Genomic DNA, 14,260 nt, shown 5'->3' on the forward strand with positions numbered 1-14,260 from the left:
AGACCGCATGGATCAACGACCCAGCCAAGCGCAGGGAACCCACACCACAAACCTCATAGCGTCACGACCGTCTCACTGGACTTGAAATCTTCCGGTCAGGGAGGGGGGTTCCGAGCCAGCCAACACGGACGGAACGGTTATCTCCCTCTGAGTAACCATTTCCAGGGCCAGGGCGGCGGTGATCCGGTCACCCACACGTCCGAAGTCCATGTGCAGGACTTCGGCCGCGCGTGCAGCGCGGCGCATCACCGTGTTGCGGTGCAGGTGCAGCCGGCGGGCAGCCACCGTGTACGGATAGGCCAGGGCCGCCGGGAGGGTCTCGCGCATGGCCCCCCACTGCGTCTCGTCCCGCATCAACGGATTCAGCAGATGGCGGGCCCAGTGCTGCGCATCCGCCTGAGGAAGAAGACTGACGAGGTCGGACCCATGCACCGAAAGGGCTACGGGGTCCGGCTGCAGTGCGGCAAAGCTCTGCGCGGTGATCGCCTCGTGAAGGGCATCGGCGAGAAGCGTCATGGAGTAGACGCCACTGCCGCCCAGCGACGTATGGGATCCGAATCCACCGACCAGGCGGGTGAGCTCGGCGCAGACGGCAGCCCCGTTGCCCTCGTCGGAGCGGATCGGATGCACGATGAGGATCCTCCGCTCTTTCCTTGGATCGGGCACGACGAGGGCCTGATGGCCGATGGCGGCTCTGCAGTGGCGCACAACGGTGTCCCGGCGCGCCTTCTCGGTCTCCACGATGAAAACGCGGGCCGTCTCCGGGTCCAGGAGTCCGGGCATCATGCTGGCCATGACGCGGCGGGCTTTGGCCACCTCGCCGTCCAGCAGCAGTTCGAAAGCCGCACTGCGTGCTGCCCTGGAGGCATCGGAAGCGGCCCGGTACTCACGGTGCGCCTGGTCCATGAGGCCCAGAAGCTTCGCCGCTTGGCGCAGCAGCCGCAGGTCTGCCTCGTTGAATGGGGCGTTACGAGCCACTGCGAGTACGGCCGAGGCCGGGGCCAGCGAAATGAGTTGGGTGTGCGGCCTGGACGGAGCTTCAGGCAGGCCGACAGACTGCTGGATGATGGCATGCGCAAGCTGTTCGGCGGCGGTGGCCGGTGAGGCGGCAAGGACCCGCTCCGGTTCACTGACCAGGACTTGAGCATTCAGGACTCGTGCGAGCCAGTCCGCGATCCGCTGGAGGGCCCGGGAGTCGGCCAGCTGGGCGGGCAGCTCCTGGACGAGTGAGCTGAGCTGGGCGGCGCGGCGCTCAGCAAGCATGAGCCGGAACTGCTGGATCTCCTCGTGCACGCCTTCCCACTGCCCGGCGGGGGCTGTCGTGGTCAGGAGGGAAACGTCCAGACGCTTGGCCAGGTCCACGACGGGCTGGGGAAACGGCTGACGTACGCCAGGAGCAGCACTGACGATGAGGCCCGGACAGCCTTTCTGGCTCATGCGCTGGAGCAGCACCTCGAGCACCGCCGTAATGCGGCCGCGGAGTCGGAAAGGCATCGTGCCGGTGATCAGGACGAGGGAGCCGCTGGGAAGGCTTGCAGAGACACCGTTCTCCAGCAGCTGCTCCGGAGTCACGGTGACCAGGCCGGTGGTCTCCGCGGCCTGGGGGCACTCGGAGTCATTCCATACGAACGTCAGTCCGAGTTCAGGTTTGTCGATGGGCAGCAGGCCCAGTGGTGACATCGAGCACTCCTCGGGGCTATCCGGACAAAGTCGTGAATACGTGCTGGCGCTCTGGGCTGCCGCGGCACGCGGACAGTCACGACTTCATGAGGGCACTCCAGTTGTGTGCTCATCGCGGGGTACGCTTCGCGCGCGCCGTGCCGGTGCGCCCGGGTGGCACTCGGATGTTCTGAGTTCCGGCCGCAAAGCGGATCTGCCGAGGAGAGCCGTCGTAGCACGCACGGGGGTCCTTGGCCGGCAGGTGCCGGGAGCACGGGCCGCGGGAATACACCGTGCAGGCATCCGGAGGCTCGCCCGGAAGATGGTGTGTCCGAGCTGGACGTGCAGCATGATCAATGCACCGCACACGCGCTGCTCCCTGCCGTTGAATACCGGCTCCATCTTCGGCTCTTCCCCCTGCCGGCGCAGCACCTGGCCTGAAGGTGCCGCCGCGGGTCATGCGGCAAACACCGGCTCCTGGTCCATCCGCCATCGCATCCAGCTCAGCGGGCCATCACGGAGTCCATGGCCCAAGAAGGGAACCCTGCACCGACACGCCAGAAGATCGTCGCAGTCAGTAAGCGAACCGATGCGGAAGGCTCCATCCCCCACAGTGATCCTGCCTTGCGCACACGAACGTGTCAACTAAAGTACACAGACGCGAGTCCCCGACAGAGCGAGAGACCGGTACATGATCGTGTGCAGTTACCAGCAGGACGGCCTCCAGGCCACATCCGGTAGGTTCTGCCCGTGGTGAGCAGCAGCAGCTTGTCCTTGGCGGAGAAGCTCAAAGCACTTATGGCCGGGCACCGGGGCCGGGCGCACACGTCGCGCTCGCTGTCGGCTTCCGTGGATGAACTGCCGGGTGAGCACCCCTCGGTGTCTCATGCCGCCATCGCCAAGCTGGCCAATGGTTCCCAGGACAACCCGACGGTTAACACGATCATGGCCCTGTGCGAGGCTCTCGGCGGTGTCCCGCCCGCCCACCTGCTGCCGTATGAGAGCTACGACGACCTTGAGGCCTTGCTGGCCTTCGAGGAACCACTCGTGCGCCGTGTCCTGATCCTGCTCAGGGGACTTCCGCCCAGTGAACTGCAGAGCGTCATCAGAGACTTGGAACGGCGTCGGGCCGACCTCGGCCTGAATCGGGGCACCATCAGTGACGCCAGCGAGGCGCCGGGCAAACGCCGACGGAGTAAAGACGAGGCCGCACGCTATGCGGCTGACGCACTGGAAGGGCTGTAAGTGGACGGCATAATCTTCGGAACGTGCACCGTGGCCGGTTTGCTCGTCTCAGCACTCTGCACACGGAGAGCCGTGGGCAACCCACGCGTCTCCACGTGGGCCATCTCCATCGCCTTCAGTGTGTGCACCTTGGGCGTCCTGTGTGCCGTCCCCGTAGTCGCTCAAGCGGCGGAGGACATCACAGGTATCTCCAATGTAGGCAAACTAGTAGCCCATGTCTGCGCGATACTGTGGTGCGCCGCTCTGCAGATCACGATGGTGGATCTGGCCTACCGACCCGAGTACCTGAAGTCAGCAATGTTCCAGCGCGGCTTCGCCGCGATGGTGGAACTGGCGATCATGGTGCCGCTCTTCCTGGCCACGAACCGGTCCGAGGTCCAGTTCACCACCGCCTACGTCGATGACCCCAAGGTCGCCGCCTACCTACTTGTCTACCTCTCGTACGTCCTGGTTACCTGTGGCGAGCTCGCTTTCATGTGCGGCAGAACGGCGCGACGCAACTGGGGGATCCGCCCCTGGAGCGGTGCCGGCTTCGCCCTGTCTTCAACGGCCGCCGCTCTGGGTATGGCTTATTCCTTCTCCAAAGGGTCGTACATCATCTTCTACACCCTGAACGAGCCGTGGCCGCTGAAGATCGAAGAGACTGTGAGTCCTGCCCTGAGCGGGTTGGCAGTGCTGTTCCTCTTCTCAGGCCTGACACTTCCAATGATTGGTTCCGTACGTGAGCATCTACGTCAGAGAAAGGCCACGGCTATCGGTTGACGATCCGTGATCGTGAGTACGACGAAGGCCCCGGAGATTGGTGGATTCAAGGGGTCGTCGCAACACGCGGTGAGTTGATCAAGCCGCGAGCAGTTTAGACAGACGCTCGGCTGGGGTCTCCCAGCCGAGCGTCTTGCGTGGGCGGCTGCTGTGTCCTTGCCGCGCCGAACTCACGCTGCCGGGTAGAGGCCGGGCAACATCAGGCGGGCGGAGAGCATGTGGTGTCCGCAGAAGGGATCGACCTCGGATCGGGACTCCTCGCAGCGGATCGCCGTCTCGGGCTGCTCGTCGGCCGGCGGCGCCCAGTCGACGACCCAGCCGCAGGTGGCGCCCTGGGCCCGCTCGAAGAGACTCTTGAACTCTGCGGCCGAGGCGGTCTCGGCACGCTGGTTGGCGCGGTCGTTGATGATGCCGAGGCCGGGAATGTCTTCGGATTCGGTGTGCTCGATCGCTGCGGGGCCCTGGCCGTGGTAGCCGTCCTCCCGCCACAGCAGGGTGCCGTCCGTGTAGATCTCGACCCGGCGGGACTCCGAGCGGTACTGGTCGTTGATCTCCTGGAGGATCTGGAACGGGTGTTGGTTCGGCCGGGCGAGCCCGAGGAAGGTGATGCAGCGGTAGGAGAGGCGGGGGATGCCGGTGAGGCTGGACTGGATGTTCAGGAGGTGTTCGTCGAACTCTGCGGCCGTCTTGGTTCCGAAGCTCGGCTTCTGGCCGAAGTGGTGGCGGATGAAAGCCTTCTCGATGTGCCGGACCAGCAGGGGCGAGCCGTCGTTGAGGGAGAGCAGTGGCTTGCCGGCCTCCTCGTACAGGCTGAGGAATTCCTTCGTCCTGCGCAGAGCCTCGGCGGCGTTGTCCTCGGTGAATTCCGTCAGGCCGAGGTGGACGCCGATCGTGTAGTGGGTGAGTGGGTAGTCGGTGCTGGTCTCCATCACCGGCAGCAGGCTGTAGTCGCTGGCGGGGCGACTGGTGTCACTCATGCTGGGGTTCCCTTCTCGGGGTAGTTCGTGCATGCGAAAGGGCCCCGGGCAGCCAGAACCCGTGGGCCCGCGGAAGGGAAACTGAGAAGCGCCCGGCTCCGAACTGGGCGGTAACTTCCTGCGGTGGCTCAGCTCTCGCGTGAGTCTGCCGGCGCGGGAACGGCGGGGGCCGCGGCGTGCAGTGGATACACGACTGGCTTGTTGCGCACGGCGGTCAGCTCCTGCTCCCAGTCCAGAAGGGCGTTGCCGTAGGTGCGAACGCGGTCGCGGTGGTCTTCGGAGAGCTGGTCAACGGTGATCCACGTGTTGCGCGGGGTGTTGCCGGGGCTGGTCTTGTAGACGGCTTCGGCGGGTGCGTCTTCGGTCTTCGCCTCGCGGCACCGGTCTTCGATGAAGGCGGTGCCAAGGGAGGCGAGGGAGACGTACCAGGCCCACACAAAGGGGTGGTCGTGCCACTGGGCGGGGCTCTGGGGCCGGGTCATGGCCCCGCCGGTCGGCGTGTTCAGTTGGGGGCGGTCGCCCATGGCTACCGGGTTCCTTTCTGATGTGGACGGGATGGGCGTCGGTCCGGGGCGCGTTCAGGAGGTCAGTTCGTCGAGCAGGGCGGCGTAGTGTTCGGCGATGCCCGTCTGCCACGGCGCGCGCATGACCCGCAGGTCCATCTCATGGATCTCGCCGGAGTTGACACGGGCCTGCTGGGCGGTCTCCCACTGCTCGTAGCGGGCTCGGCACTCGACGGCCTCCTGGTAAGCAGGGCCGGCGGCCACGTCCCGCGGTGACGTCACCTGGAGCTGCTCGGGGTAGATGGCTGAGCCGTCCTCGAAAACGCAGGAGGAGAACGGGGTCATTTCGGCGCCGAGGCGCTTTCGCAGCTTGAGGTTCAGCAGAGTCGCGGCCTTGGCGGACTTGGGCCCGTCCAGCGGGTTGCCGCACTTCCTGTAAACGAAGTCGATGCCTTCGTGCGACAGGGCGTCCAGGTCGACGGTGCGGTCCTGGTCCTCGCCAGAGAGGTTGACGGTGAGCAGGGCGAAGGCCGTGAGGTCGAAGTTCTCGCTGCCGCACTCGGGAGGGGTGTCGCCGGACAGGTCGATGGAGGTTCAGTGCATTTCAGACCTCCAGTGGGATCGTGTGAGGTGAGGTGAAGGGATGGCTCGGCGAAGACCGCGCACGCCCCGGGGCGCCACGGCCTCGGCAGGGACGGGTCAGGAGCCGTTGTGTGGCGGAAGAAGGTTCTTGTAGAAGGCGCGGATGGCCGCCCGCTGTTCGCGGGGCAGTTCGCTCGCGCGGGCGGTGTACCAACTGCCGGAGACGAACATCCCGGCAGGGTTCTCGAAGGGGGCGCCGTTGCGGTAGACGAGGTGCGAGAGGGCGTTCTGGTTGTGTTTGCACGGCCGGGGCACGAGGAGGCCGACGATGAGCTCGGCGCCCTCGGCCCAGTGCCCGTAGTAGACAGCGGCCCAGCGGGGCTTGCCGTGTTGCCGCATCGACCACTCAGGGATACGACGGCGGTTGAACTCATCCTCCGGCAGCGGACGAAGAGGGCTGGTCGTCATCGGGTCTCCCTTCAGCTCTTGGTTTCGGGCTTGAGGTCAATCGGGCGGACCGCGTGTTTTGCGGCGTCTTCGCTCTTGAGGTAGGCCCACCAGCCGTGGCCACCCACTCGGTTGTCGTTCACCCAGAAGCTGACTCCGCCGTCCTGGACCTTCTCGACCGTTCCGACGAGGGTTTCCGGCTCGGTGATGGGGTGGCCGTCGGCGTCCCAGTACCACTCGAAGAGCCGTCGCTGTCCGACGGCGAGGTCCTTGTAGGGCGACTCGATCACGGCCGTGTAGCGGAAGACCGTGGTGGGGAGCGGGAATTCGGTAATGTCACCGGTGTCGTACCGGCGCAGAGACGCGGTCTGCTTCTCGGGGTCCAGACCAATCAACTGGCCGCCGGACCTCTTCGTAGAGCTTCCGTGCGGGTGGGCCACCAGGTGGAGGCCCATGTACTCGATCAACTGCTCCACCGAACCGGGGCGGTCGATCCAGACGTCGTGGCGCAGGGTGGCGGTCACGTGAGCACTTCCTTCAACTTGGTCTCAAGCGCGTGAACGGCCTCGTCGAGGCCCTGGAGGAGAACGTGGGGTGCGGGCGTTGAGCGCTCGGTGCAGTCGGTGACCACACCGCCCATGCCCGTGCCATCACCGAGTAGGAAGAGGGATTCAGCGCCGGTTCGGAGGTCGAGGATCTGCCCCGATTCCCCTCCGTCCTGCTCGGGTTGGGCCTCTGCCCGGCAGCCAGCAGCAACTCGTCCCGGGTCGCGCGCTCCTTGTCGAGGCCGAGGAGCAAGCACAGTGCAAAACGGTGCCAGCTGGTTCGGCGGCGTCCATCCCGGCCCGGTCCGCGACCCGCACCCCGGCACCGCGGCGATGGTTGACGGCGTTACCCACGGTGCTCCGACAATTTGATCTCGTCCCATTCGGCGCCTTCAGCGGCCTTGAATGCCTCGCGCCACTGCTGCGTGCCATAGGTGTACGAGTTGGTCATCTCACCGATGTCTTTCCTGCTCCACCAGCACGGCCAGGACGCCGGCGGCGTAGTCGCGTAGAAACGCAGGTACCCGTCCGGGATGCGCCTGGGATCCGGGTAGATGTCGTCGTTGCCGGGCGGCGCGACGTAGCTCCCGCACGAGTCGAGGAACACCCACTCGTCGGGCGAGTTCCAGTTCTCGTCGTCCCGGGCCTCGATTATCGCGATTTCGTACGCCTGGAGTTCACCGGCGAGAATTGCTGCTGCATCCTCGTCCGTGAATTCCTACAGGTCCGCATCCGGGCGGAGTCGAACCCAGATCTCAGGCAGCGATGCGCTCACTCTGCTGCTCCTTCCACTGCTTGTACAGCTCGGCGGCCTCGGCCGGGACGAGGTAGGGCAGGGCGTCGGCCCACTCCCGGTACGAGTCGGCGTTGCCGTCCTCGTCCGAGCCAGTGATCAGGGCCGGATTTGCCCGCAGCTCCAAAATCGTGGTCTTGCTGCGTCGGCCGTCCCACATCACGCTGTGCCCGAGCCGGACCCGGCGGTCGACGTTGTTGCAGTCGTTGCACAGACGCACGCACTGCCTCGACGCCGTATGGACCACCTTCACGTCGGCGGCCTTGTAGGAGTAGGCGCCGCATTCCAGGCACCGGAAGTACCCATCGGGGTTCCGGGCGTCCGCGTGGATCTCGGACCAACCGGTGAGGATCTCGAAGTCGGCGTCAGCGGCGGTGACTTCGGAGAGAGGGACAGTCCGCGCGCCGCACTCCAACAGTTCGATGTGCGCGGAGTGCGGCTTGACCGGCGTTCCCCGGTAGCTGCCGCCGTTGGCCCGCCGGAAGTGCGCGATCCTGCCGTAGTGGTGCTCGGTCAGGCCGTCGACCTCCAGGACCACGCGCACCATGTCGCCGACCCCGAACGGCTGCCGGTGCTTCACGACGGCTGCGCGCCACTCCTCCTCGGTTCCGGCGCCGTACCCGTTGCCGGAGCCCCGGTCGTGGAAAGCGTCCCGCATGATTCCGGCGATGTTGTACGCGTCGGGGTTGCGCCCCTCCATTTTCAGGGTCGCAATGACCACGTCACGCACGTGGCGCTTACTTCCGTATCCACTCATGTATTTCCCTCCCTATTCCGAAACGAATTCATTCCCAGGGTGATGGTCATGCCGTTCCCCCCAAGGTGTCGGTGATCACGACGGCTTCGGGGTGAGCAGCGCGGTACATGCGCGCGGCCTCGATGAAGGAGGCGGCACGGACGTACTTGATCTCCCCGTCGACCTTCAGCTTCTGGGTGTTGGCCGGGTTACCGAAGTACAGAGCCTTCGGCTCCGGCTGGCCGTTGACCATCCGGAACACCATGGCGTGCTTGATTCGGCGCTCACCGGGGTCGGTGGAGTTGTCGGCGTTGATCTTCGCCGCGTCCTCGTCGCTCAGGGTCATGTAGCCCGCGATCCCGGACGCGTGCCGGTAGGTGTTGCCCGGTGACATGTCGAAATAGCGGATCTCGAACTGGATCACGTTCATGCCCGGCTCCGGGATGAACGCGCCCTTCACCTCACGCGCGGAGAAGTAGTACGCCGAGCGGACGTACGGGCAGTTGCCGTCGCCGCCCGCGTGCTTCCAGTCCGTTTCACGGAGGTGCCTCTGCTCCTCGGGGGTGCCGTCCTTGTACCGCAGCGCCGGTTCATCGCACTTGCCGCACCGGCCGGGTTCCATCTCCGGGTACATGCTCGAAAAGGGAGATTTGGCCATGAGTCAGCTCTCCTTGGTGTCGGTCGTAAAGGCGCTCCACCGGCCCTGGAGCTGGCCGTAACCGTCGGGGAGAACGCGGATGGTGCCCTCGACACCGGCAACGAGCCAGCCCACGAGCCGGGTGCCGTGCTCCTCAGTGGTCTCGATCAGCCGGTGGTAGCCGATCAGCTTGCCGATCCGGAAGCGCTTGCCCTCCTTGATCAGCGCGGCCTCGTCGACCGGCGGGAAGACGTCGCGCTCCATGTGGTCCAGCAGGGCCTCCAGCAACGGACCCATGGAGTCGTACGCGGGCTCCGGCGTCCCGAACCCGCACACGCACATGCCCGCGTAGCCTTCGTACGAGGGCAGCCGGGCGAACTCGTGCCGGTCCGGTCCGGCGGTCGCCATGTGCATCTGCTTCTTCGTCTCCCGGGCGTACTGCGCACCGGGAAGCCGGTCGTCCATACTCAGTTCCGGAATTCGTGTCATTGCCATCTCCCTGTATCGCTGCGGACATTCGACAGTCCGGGGCGCGGCGTTTCTGCTGCGTCCCGGATTGCCGTTAGCTCAGTCGCTGATGGCGGTGCGTGTTCCGTCGATGTGCACGACGAATAGCTGGCGGATTGTGCCGCTCTCGTACTCGCGGATTTTCACGCGGTATTGAGGCTTGCCTTTACGCATGCGCGCTCTCATGTGGCGCACCGCGTATTCCGCTACCGGGTCGGGTTCACCCGAATCACGGCGCGGCTTGAGTTGTACGTACCGAGTCGCCGTGTCGGACCAGGAGGCCGGACGGCCGCCGGTCGGCGGCGCGTACACCTGGAGCATGAAGAACCAGAGCAGCCCGTCAGGCTTGCTCACTGGGCTCCAGGCACCTGCCGACTTCCACGCGGTACGACGACAGGCGCACTACCGTGTCTGTGTCGCCCACGACGTTGTACAGAATTCCCCGCGCCTTCTCGGCGTACTCTGCGGCAAATTCAGCCGTCGGGAACACCAGGGAACTCGGCGGGCCGTGGAAGTGACCACAGGTCGAAGAAAAACTTCCCTTGACGTGCATGATCCGGAATCGCTCGCCCTCCGGGGGCATCACGCCCTCGTACAGGTAGCCCTGCAACGCCCCCCAGCCGAGCGTTTTCGCGTACTCCGGGTCGGCGCTCTCCCGCGTCGTGTGCTCGGAAATATTCAGCACGCGCTTCTCGGCATGGATGCAGCGCGGAGGCCACCCGCCGACACTCTGGTTCCAATATGGGCGCGGCCCGGGGTCGTAGTCCGGTGCTGTCTTCTCGCAGCACGGCTCCATGACGACGACGGTGAACCTGATCGGCAGCTTCTCAGGTTCGCGGGGAGTCAGCTTCAGTCGGGGTTTGTGCCCGACCCCGGCCTCCAGCTCCCACCCCGCATGGCGGCGCGGGGCCAGCACGTCACGGCCGAACTTCGTGCCCCGGCACTCAACGCCCGAGGTCAGTTCCAGCAGCCCCACGCGGACCAACTTCCGCCCGGTTGCTGCTGCGACCACGACCCGCAGTCCGTTCCCGCGCCCCGGCGACACGACCCAGTTGGTCAGCCCGTTCAGGTGGGTCAGCCATCCTCGGTCGGCGCACTCCAGGACCAGGTGCGCCCGGTCCGACAGGTTGTACTTCTCCGGGTTCGTCTCAATCATGGCCAGCCCCCTCGTTCCCGTTGTTCGGGTCGTACGTCGACATCCGGTGGCCGTTCAGCAGGGCGGTCGAGCCGTCGTCGTGCTTGACGTCGTACCAGCCGTTGAACAGTGCGTCACCAGGGGTCAGTTCTCCCGTTCACTCGAATTGTGCTGGGGTGACCTGGCCCCACTTCCGGTCGCAGTAGTTGAAGACCCGCAGGTCGGGCTTGATCTCGATGCCGTCGTACGTATGCGTCCTGTCGTTCTTGTCCTTCACAATTTCCTCCTGGGGGTGCTGCTCGGCGCCGTTGCAGTTGGGTCCGTGCTCCCGCACGGGCTGATTCGCCGTGTTCCAGAAGTGGAAAACGCGGAACAGTTCGGCGAGTGTGTTCGTCTCGATGTAGTCGAGATCAGCTCCGAACTCGCAGCTGTCCGGGTCGAGCGTGCTGGCCCAGGCCCAGACGAAGTGCTCCGCAAGTGCTCCGCCGCCTGGAGCCGTCGCCTCTGTACCTCGCGCCGATCGCGCCAGACGCTCACCTTGTCGAGGACCGCATCAAGAATCACGTGACACCCCCTGGCCCATTCGACGGATGGGCCGAGAAACTCAGAATGGGCAGCGAAACGGAGCCGTACGACATCTACGCGGGCCGGGGCTCCCTTTCCGTCGGAAAAGCATTTGTCGTACCGACCGCCGGTTACTCGGCCGACTGACGCTCCTTGGACGCGGCCTCCAGCTTCTGCCACATCGATTCGAATCCCTCGCGCGTCCCGGGCAGGGATTCGCGGGCCTTGCAAACCCAGGCGGCCATCGCTTCCACTTGATTGCCGTGACCAGACCGGCCCCGAGGCCGCCGAACGTTGAATCGGCCGTGCACAGATCGCGCACAGCCACGGCTGGCCTCGGCGTGGAGGCGCCGAGAACAACTCAAGCCGTCTACACGGGCAAGCCGTTGACGATGTCCCGGACCTCTTCCGCCTAGCGCTGCAAGTCGGCTCCGACCCGGTCCACGGCGCGGGACGAGTGGTCACCGGCCAGGCTGTCGGACAGGCGGCTGATCTGGTCGGCGCGCTCCTCCAGGTCCTTACTCAGAGCCTGGATCGTGCCGTGCAGCCGCAGGCGTTCCACCCCCTGCCCGATCCCGTGCAGCCTGCTGTCGAGCAGGGCCCCGCTGTGCCCGTATTCCTGCAACAGCTCCTCGACGTCCCGCGCGACCGCGCTGATCTCGCGGCCGATCGGGTCGCTGTGCCGCGCCGCTGCCTGATGCTCGACCGAGAACTCGGCCATTTGAGTGAGGGATGAGCCGTTCAGGCTGCCGCCCTTTCGGTGTCGATTCCCGTCGTGCGCGGGGGCGTGAAGTTGGTGGCCAAGCACTCAACCGTTGGCTGATGGTCTGTTCGAAGCCGATGGCAGTCGGCGCGTAGTGCCTGCCGGGCGCTTGGTCAGGCAGGTACTGCGGGGCGACGTATCCGTGCTCGAAGTCGTACGGATACAGGTAGCCCTGGCCGTGGCCGAGGGCCTTGGGGTCGGCCATGCAGATGTACGTGGTATCGGCTTCTCGGATCAGCCCTCGTCCCGCTCGGTCCTCAGCTGGGCGTAGGACATGTCGCACTTCAGCTGCGCCGCGAAATCGCAGGCGTCGTCGCTGCCGGGAACGAAGGGGTCTCCTGGAGGATCTCGCCAGCGGCGATCACATACTGGCCGAGGTTGTGGCCGAGGTCCACGTCGACGTAGGAGACCTCGATCAGCGCATAGGGGAACTTCTCGGACAAGGCTCTGACGATCAGGAACGGATGCGACCAGGCGGTGTCGAAGCGCAGCTGGGCGGAGGCGTCGTCGGCCTGCTCGATGCTGAGCTCGTAGCCGTTCCACTTCGTGCCCCAGTTGTCGACGTTCCAGTGATACCAGCAGCAGACGACGCCCTCGTCGTGCCGTGGTCAGAGCGCGCCGGTGGCTCGGTCGAGATGGTCTTCGAGCGAGCTGGAGCTGTGTCGTTGTGCTGTGGGGCCTTATCTGGGTCCCTTCGGGATGGCTGTGGGGCGATACAAGGGCTGTCAGCTCTCTCTTTTGCTGCCGTCCCGCCAAAGCCCCCGGATATACCGCTTGCGTCCTTCACGCCATCCCTGCTCGAACGCCGCGGCACATCTGTGATGGCTCCCCGGGACGTCCGGGCTTCGCTGATCGTGCGCCTTGCCGTACGCGGCAACGAAGTTGGCGTGGCTCCACCCGTGATCCACTCCGGACTCCCACGCCCTGCCCGCGTCCGAGACGGGTTCCCCGAACGCGACGGGAACGGCCATCAGGGGGCGCACTGTGGATCCTTCGCAGTCGCCGATCACCCGTGCGTGTCCTCCGTGGGCGTCTGTCACGTCGAACCCGGCGGCCCGTAGTGCACCGGTCACCTTGGTGCGCATCTTGCGCACCTCCTTGGCGAGCTCATTGATCACCGTCTGCTCGGCGCGACGGCGAGCGCGGGTGTCCGGCTCGGTCGCGGTGACGGCGGCATGCTGTCCGGCGGTGCGGAGCACGTCGGCGAAGGCGACGTGCAACGCTCCGGTGGTGTCATCGGACGTGGCGATGGTGATGCGGTCGCGGTACGCGGCCGGAATGAGGTGCAGGGCGGTGCGCATGGCAGTTCTCCTTGCGGGGATCTGGTCCAGCCAGAGTGGGCCGGTCGCCGACGTCGATGCAGGAGGAGTCGATGACGCTGCCCGCGGAGGCGTTGCATCAGGCGTCGAGAAGCACGCAGACGGGGCACTCGGGTGCTCCGGATGACGCGGGCCCCTGCATGGTGTAGCCGCACAGGCAACCGTGGAATGTGCCGTCGCTCACGTGCGTGTATGCGTCTTCCCGCCCTCGGATCTGCTTGCGGGCATCGGTGATTTCAGGGGGCTCGACGAAGGTGACGCCGGTGACGCCCATCGGCGCGAGGTTCCCCGCGATGAAACTCTTGAGGGCAGACGCATCCGGATTGCCGTCATCGGCGCCCAGCCTGGTGAACCCTGCGTTCTGATCTGCAGGGTCGGCTTTGGAGCCCTTACGGGGCCTTTCAGCGGTGAAGTCCTTCATTGTGCTGTCACTCCTCTGTCGTGTGCAGGCACGCCCAGCGCTTCGTGGTGCTTGTCACGGGTGCAGGAATGTAGAAGCCCTGGGGAACACGGGGCTCCCCAGGGCTTGCGTACGTCCGAGCCTGGTTTCGGCGAAGCGAGGTCCACACCTCTCGAATGCCGTGCCACCACACCGCACCTTCACTCTGGTCGACGTTGCACCTTTTAGTTGCCGGTCAAAAGACGTGTCAACGCGGCCTCTTGCTGCGCGACGAATCCTGGCGCCTTGGATTCACATCCGTAGGGAACAGTCTCGGCCGTCCGCTGGAGGAAGTTCGCGACCGGTCGACGCTGAGCTGTCAGGGTTGCACTGTGGTTGTCGACCTTGAGACGTATGCGAATGGCGGGCAACCCTGGATCAGGGCTGATCCGTACGTCGCCCTCGCCCGTCGGCCGGATGAGGCCGTCGCGGAGTAGGTCTCGTCCTATGTACCAGACGACTGGATCACCTTCGGTGCTCTGTAGGAAAGTCACACGCACCGCGTATGGATCCTGCTGTGAGTAGTGAAGGAACGCCGTAACGGGAACGCAGGTCGGAAGATTTCAAGTCCAGTGAGACGGTCGTGACGCTATGAGGTTTGTGGTGTGGGTTCCCTGCGCTTGGCTGGGTCGTTGATCCATGCGGTC

At 65.5% G+C, this 14,260-nt stretch carries 18 protein-coding genes and 3 pseudogenes; 2 read left to right on the plus strand and 19 right to left on the minus strand.

Going from position 1 to position 14,260, the window contains the following annotated elements; genetic code table 11:
- Positions 1-72: 72 nt before the first annotated feature.
- On the minus strand, positions 73-1,680 hold the full coding sequence (locus ACZ68L_RS45110; protein WP_469590395.1) for a helix-turn-helix domain-containing protein: 1,608 nt from the start codon (positions 1,678-1,680) through the stop codon (positions 73-75).
- 729 nt (positions 1,681-2,409) lie between these two features.
- On the opposite strand from ACZ68L_RS45110, the gene ACZ68L_RS45115 reads away from it, so the two are divergent.
- Both ACZ68L_RS45115 and ACZ68L_RS45120 read left to right on the plus strand, forming a co-directional pair.
- Positions 2,410-2,904 carry a helix-turn-helix domain-containing protein gene (locus ACZ68L_RS45115; protein WP_469590397.1) on the plus strand — a complete coding sequence of 165 codons (495 nt, stop codon included), beginning with the start codon at positions 2,410-2,412 and terminating at the stop codon, positions 2,902-2,904.
- Between the two features lie 72 nt (positions 2,905-2,976).
- Complete coding sequence (locus ACZ68L_RS45120) at positions 2,977-3,666, plus strand: hypothetical protein (protein ID WP_469590400.1); 690 nt, start codon at positions 2,977-2,979, stop codon at positions 3,664-3,666.
- Positions 3,667-3,836: 170 nt separating this feature from the next.
- On the opposite strand, the gene ACZ68L_RS45125 is transcribed toward ACZ68L_RS45120, so the two are convergent.
- The 18 genes and pseudogenes from ACZ68L_RS45125 to ACZ68L_RS45210 form a co-directional block, all read right to left on the minus strand.
- Positions 3,837-4,643: a hypothetical protein gene (locus tag ACZ68L_RS45125; RefSeq protein ID WP_469590403.1), complete on the minus strand. Its 807-nt coding sequence runs from the start codon at positions 4,641-4,643 to the stop codon at positions 3,837-3,839.
- Positions 4,644-4,771: 128 nt separating this feature from the next.
- The gene (locus ACZ68L_RS45130) at positions 4,772-5,167 is read right to left on the minus strand and encodes a hypothetical protein (RefSeq protein WP_469590406.1); all 396 of its coding nucleotides are present in this window, start codon (positions 5,165-5,167) and stop codon (positions 4,772-4,774) included.
- 54 nt (positions 5,168-5,221) lie between these two features.
- Positions 5,222-5,491, minus strand: a complete 270-nt coding sequence (locus ACZ68L_RS45135; protein WP_469590409.1) for a hypothetical protein — start codon at positions 5,489-5,491, stop codon at positions 5,222-5,224.
- A gap of 354 nt (positions 5,492-5,845) precedes the next feature.
- Positions 5,846-6,196, minus strand: a complete 351-nt coding sequence (locus ACZ68L_RS45140) for a hypothetical protein (protein WP_469590412.1) — start codon at positions 6,194-6,196, stop codon at positions 5,846-5,848.
- A gap of 11 nt (positions 6,197-6,207) precedes the next feature.
- Positions 6,208-6,699, minus strand: a complete 492-nt coding sequence (locus tag ACZ68L_RS45145) for a hypothetical protein (protein ID WP_469590415.1) — start codon at positions 6,697-6,699, stop codon at positions 6,208-6,210.
- Positions 6,700-7,066: 367 nt separating this feature from the next.
- Complete coding sequence (locus ACZ68L_RS45150) at positions 7,067-7,327, minus strand: hypothetical protein (RefSeq protein WP_469590417.1); 261 nt, start codon at positions 7,325-7,327, stop codon at positions 7,067-7,069.
- A gap of 148 nt (positions 7,328-7,475) precedes the next feature.
- A complete protein-coding gene (locus tag ACZ68L_RS45155; protein WP_469590420.1) occupies positions 7,476-8,270 on the minus strand; it encodes a hypothetical protein in 795 nt (264 codons plus the stop codon).
- 46 nt (positions 8,271-8,316) lie between these two features.
- The gene (locus ACZ68L_RS45160) at positions 8,317-8,907 is read right to left on the minus strand and encodes a hypothetical protein (protein WP_469590422.1); all 591 of its coding nucleotides are present in this window, start codon (positions 8,905-8,907) and stop codon (positions 8,317-8,319) included.
- Between the two features lie 3 nt (positions 8,908-8,910).
- Positions 8,911-9,375 (minus strand): hypothetical protein, encoded by a 465-nt coding sequence (locus tag ACZ68L_RS45165; RefSeq protein ID WP_469590425.1) that lies wholly within the window; start codon positions 9,373-9,375, stop codon positions 8,911-8,913.
- 78 nt (positions 9,376-9,453) lie between these two features.
- Positions 9,454-9,747: a hypothetical protein gene (locus ACZ68L_RS45170; protein ID WP_469590428.1), complete on the minus strand. Its 294-nt coding sequence runs from the start codon at positions 9,745-9,747 to the stop codon at positions 9,454-9,456.
- On the minus strand, positions 9,734-10,549 hold the full coding sequence (locus tag ACZ68L_RS45175) for a hypothetical protein (RefSeq protein ID WP_469590431.1): 816 nt from the start codon (positions 10,547-10,549) through the stop codon (positions 9,734-9,736). Before ACZ68L_RS45175 ends, ACZ68L_RS45170 begins: the two co-directional genes overlap by 14 nt.
- A gap of 136 nt (positions 10,550-10,685) precedes the next feature.
- Positions 10,686-10,862: a hypothetical protein gene (locus ACZ68L_RS45180; RefSeq protein WP_469590434.1), complete on the minus strand. Its 177-nt coding sequence runs from the start codon at positions 10,860-10,862 to the stop codon at positions 10,686-10,688.
- A gap of 642 nt (positions 10,863-11,504) precedes the next feature.
- Entirely contained in the window at positions 11,505-11,813 is a 309-nt protein-coding gene (locus tag ACZ68L_RS45185) for a hypothetical protein (protein WP_469590443.1), read from the minus strand.
- Positions 11,814-11,904: 91 nt separating this feature from the next.
- Positions 11,905-12,060 (minus strand): annotated as a pseudogene (locus ACZ68L_RS45190) (AAA family ATPase); the annotation flags it as partial.
- Between the two features lie 79 nt (positions 12,061-12,139).
- A pseudogene (locus tag ACZ68L_RS45195) lies at positions 12,140-12,379 on the minus strand (DUF1281 family ferredoxin-like fold protein); the annotation flags it as partial.
- A gap of 201 nt (positions 12,380-12,580) precedes the next feature.
- Entirely contained in the window at positions 12,581-13,156 is a 576-nt protein-coding gene (locus ACZ68L_RS45200; RefSeq protein ID WP_469590437.1) for a hypothetical protein, read from the minus strand.
- Between the two features lie 97 nt (positions 13,157-13,253).
- Positions 13,254-13,595 (minus strand): hypothetical protein, encoded by a 342-nt coding sequence (locus tag ACZ68L_RS45205; RefSeq protein ID WP_469590440.1) that lies wholly within the window; start codon positions 13,593-13,595, stop codon positions 13,254-13,256.
- A 203-nt stretch (positions 13,596-13,798) separates the two neighbouring features.
- A pseudogene (locus ACZ68L_RS45210) lies at positions 13,799-14,143 on the minus strand (SsgA family sporulation/cell division regulator); the annotation flags it as partial.
- Positions 14,144-14,260 lie beyond the last annotated feature (117 nt).

It is taken from the genome of Streptomyces sp. NPDC104309, from assembly GCF_055584025.1.